At 59.0% G+C, this 3,012-nt stretch carries 2 protein-coding genes and 1 pseudogene; 1 reads left to right on the forward strand and 2 read right to left on the reverse strand.

Annotated elements, in window-relative coordinates:
- Nucleotides 1-260 (reverse strand): annotated as a pseudogene (locus AAC083_RS08540) (SPOR domain-containing protein); the annotation flags it as partial.
- Between the two features lie 3 nt (nt 261-263).
- Nucleotides 264-2,009 (reverse strand): arginine--tRNA ligase, encoded by a 1,746-nt coding sequence (gene argS, locus AAC083_RS08545; protein ID WP_108535429.1) that lies wholly within the window; start codon nt 2,007-2,009, stop codon nt 264-266.
- A gap of 314 nt (nt 2,010-2,323) precedes the next feature.
- On the opposite strand from argS, the gene AAC083_RS08550 reads away from it, so the two are divergent.
- A complete protein-coding gene (locus AAC083_RS08550; RefSeq protein ID WP_042035934.1) occupies nt 2,324-2,890 on the forward strand; it encodes an LON peptidase substrate-binding domain-containing protein in 567 nt (188 codons plus the stop codon).
- Nucleotides 2,891-3,012: the final 122 nt, after the last annotated feature.

Here is a 3,012-nt window from a genome sequence, read left to right on the forward strand (position 1 = left end):
AGCCGTTCGATATAGCTCCACTTCTCCTGCGGCAAGCCGTTGTTTTGCGTCTTGGGCTTGTTGGCCTTGACCTGTTCTTCAATGGTGGGGGCATCGCTACCCTTGCCGTTGATCATGTAGAGGAAGCCACCAAAGCCTGCCAGCAGTGCCACGACCAGCAGGATTGGAATAACAGGAAAGCGGCGAGGGGCCGCTTTCTTGGTATTGCGGCCACCCGCCCGACGTCGCGGGCGGCTGCCGACATAATCTCGGGTTGCCATCTATTACATGCGCTCCAGGGTATGGATACCCAGCACGCCCAGACCCAGTTTCAGGACCTTGGCGGTGGCGGCGCACAGCAGCAGACGGCTCTGACGGCTTGCTTCGTCCACGCCATCCTTGTTGATCGGGCAGGCTTCATAGAAGGTCATGAAGTTGCCGGACAGCTCGTAAAGGTAGGTACAGAGCAGGTGTGGCATGCCTTTGTCTGCCACGCCGTTGACCGCGTCGGAGAACTGGATCAGTTTCTGGGCCAGGGTCTCTTCGGCTTCCTCGTTCAGGGTCACAGTGCCGGTCAAGGTCTCGGCATTGACGCCGGCCTTGCGGAAGATGGACTGGATACGGGTGTAAGCGTACTGCAGGTAAGGGGCCGTGTTGCCTTCGAACGACAGCATCATGTCCCAGTCGAAGATGTAGTCTGTGGTGCGGTTCTTGGAGAGATCCGCATACTTGACCGCACCCATGGCGATGGCGTGTACCACTTCGGCCTTCTCTGCGGCGGAGAGGTCACTGTTGCGGTTCTCCAGCAGGGCGCTCGCGCGCTCCTCGGCTTCGTTGAGCAGATCGACCAGCTTGACGGTGCCACCGGAGCGAGTCTTGTAGGGACGGCCATCTTTGCCCAGCATCATGCCGAAGGCGTGGTGCTCAAGGGGGACGGATTCCGGCACATAGCCCGCCTTGCGGGTGATGGTCCAGGCCTGCATCAGGTGCTGGTGCTGACGGGAGTCGATGAAGTACATGACGCGGTCGGCGCCCAGGGTCTCGTAACGATACTTGGCACAGGCGATGTCGGTAGTGGTGTAGAGGAAACCGCCATCGCTCTTCTGGATGATGACGCCCATGGGCTCGCCATCCTTGTTCTTGAACTCGTCCAGGAACACCACGGTCGCCCCTTCGCTCTCGACCGCCAGCCCCTTGGCTTTCAGGTCCTCCACGATTTGCGGCAGCATGTCGTTGTACATGGACTCGCCCATGATGTCCTTGTTGGTCAGGGAGACATTCAGGCGGTCGTAGTTGATCTGGTTCTGTTCCATGGTCATGTCGACCAGCTTCTTCCACATGGTGCGGCAGTACTCATCGCCGCCCTGCAGCTTGACCACGTAGTTACGGGCACGCTCGGCGAAGGCTTCGTCTTCGTCGTAGCAACGCTTGGCCTGGGTGTAGAAGGCTTCGAGATCCTTGAGCGCCATGTCGCTGGCATGCTCGTTGGCCATCTTCTCCAGATAGGCGATCAGCATACCGAACTGGGTACCCCAGTCACCGATGTGGTTGGCGCGCACTACCTTGTGGCCGAGGAATTCCAGGGCTCGGGCGGCGACGTCGCCGAGCACTGTGCTGCGGATGTGGTGCACCGCCATCTCTTTGGCCACGTTCGGCGCCGAGTAATCCACCACCACGGTCTGCGGGCTGGGCAGTTTCACGTTGGCGTTGGCGCTGGTCACCATGGCCTCGACCTGACCGGCCAGCCAGCGCTGGTCGAAGAAGAAGTTGATGAAGCCGGGACCGGCGATCTCGACCTTGGCGATCAGGTCGGAGGCAGGCAGATGCTCGATGATGGCAGCGGCCAGCTCACGGGGGTTCTTGCGGGCCGGTTTGGCCAGCAGCATGGCCAGGTTGGTGGCCAGGTCACCGTGAGCCTTCTCCTTGCATCGGTCTACTTGCACCCGGGCTTCCAGGTCCGCCGGCAACACGCCTGCTGACTTGAGATTGGCTACCGTTTGTTCAAGTAGATGATGAATATGCTCTTTCATAACTGACCACCGAGGTTGCGCGTCGAAAAATGACTGATATATAAGGGCGTGAATTTTACCCGCATCGGCCCGAGAAAACTATAGGGACGGCCCGCCAGAGTGGGTCGGGCGGATATTTCACTGCATTTGTCACCCGTATCCAGAATATTCAATGGAATAAATGGTGCTTATCCATTTCTACTGCATATCGAAGCGGCTTGTCCAGGCTATTTTCCCCTGATTGTTAAGGGTTTTTTTTATTCCAACTCGGTCTGAATGATCTGCCCTTCCACGACGGTCGTATCCACAGGTATCTTCCACAGAGGAATATTCTGATGAAACTGGCGCTGTTTCCCCTCTCGGCTCACCTGCTGCCCGGTGGCATCATGCCGCTGCGTATCTTCGAGCCCAGATACCAGCGCATGATCGCCGCGGCGGGAGATCAGGGCTTCGTGCTCTGCATGCTCGACCCCCGTCAGCCTGATGCGCTGCGCAACATGTACCCCATCGCCACCCGGGTGCGGATCATCGATTTCGATCAACTGCCAGATGGTCTGCTGGGGATCACAGTGCTCGGCATTGAGCGAGTCAGGATCGCCGAGCTGTGGCAGGAGCCCGACGGGCTGAGGATCGGTGAGGTGGCGCTGCTGCCGCCCTGGCAGGCGGGTCGGCTCAATGCCGATCAGCACTCCCTGGCCAGGGCACTGCAGGATGTGTTCAATGACTACCCGGAATATGCGGCGCTCTACCATGATCCCGACTGGTACGATGCCAGCTGGGTGGCTCAGCGTTGGCTGGAGGTGCTACCCATTCCCGTAGAACAGAAGCAGTGGTTGCTGGCGGCGGAAGACAACCAGCCCGCACTCTCCCTGCTGAGCGGCCTGCTGGTTGCCAGCCATTGAGTGTATATTTTCGGCCCTGTCAGTGATCCTTTTTCCACACCCGGCGTAATGGTGATGACCACAACATTGAAGGCATGGCGCAATGGCATATACTGGCCAACCCCAATCGACTCAGCGCAGGA

Source organism: Aeromonas sp. HMWF014 (genome assembly GCF_963878295.1).
GTDB lineage: Bacteria > Pseudomonadota > Gammaproteobacteria > Enterobacterales > Aeromonadaceae > Aeromonas > Aeromonas popoffii.

Bases quoted from the DNA above. Each gene is read 5' to 3' on its own strand.
- argS (WP_108535429.1), bottom strand. From the start codon at position 2,009: ATGAAAGAGCATATTCATCATCTACTTGAACAAACGGTAGCCAATCTC.
- AAC083_RS08550 (WP_042035934.1), top strand. From the start codon at position 2,324: ATGAAACTGGCGCTGTTTCCCCTCTCGGCTCACCTGCTGCCCGGTGGC.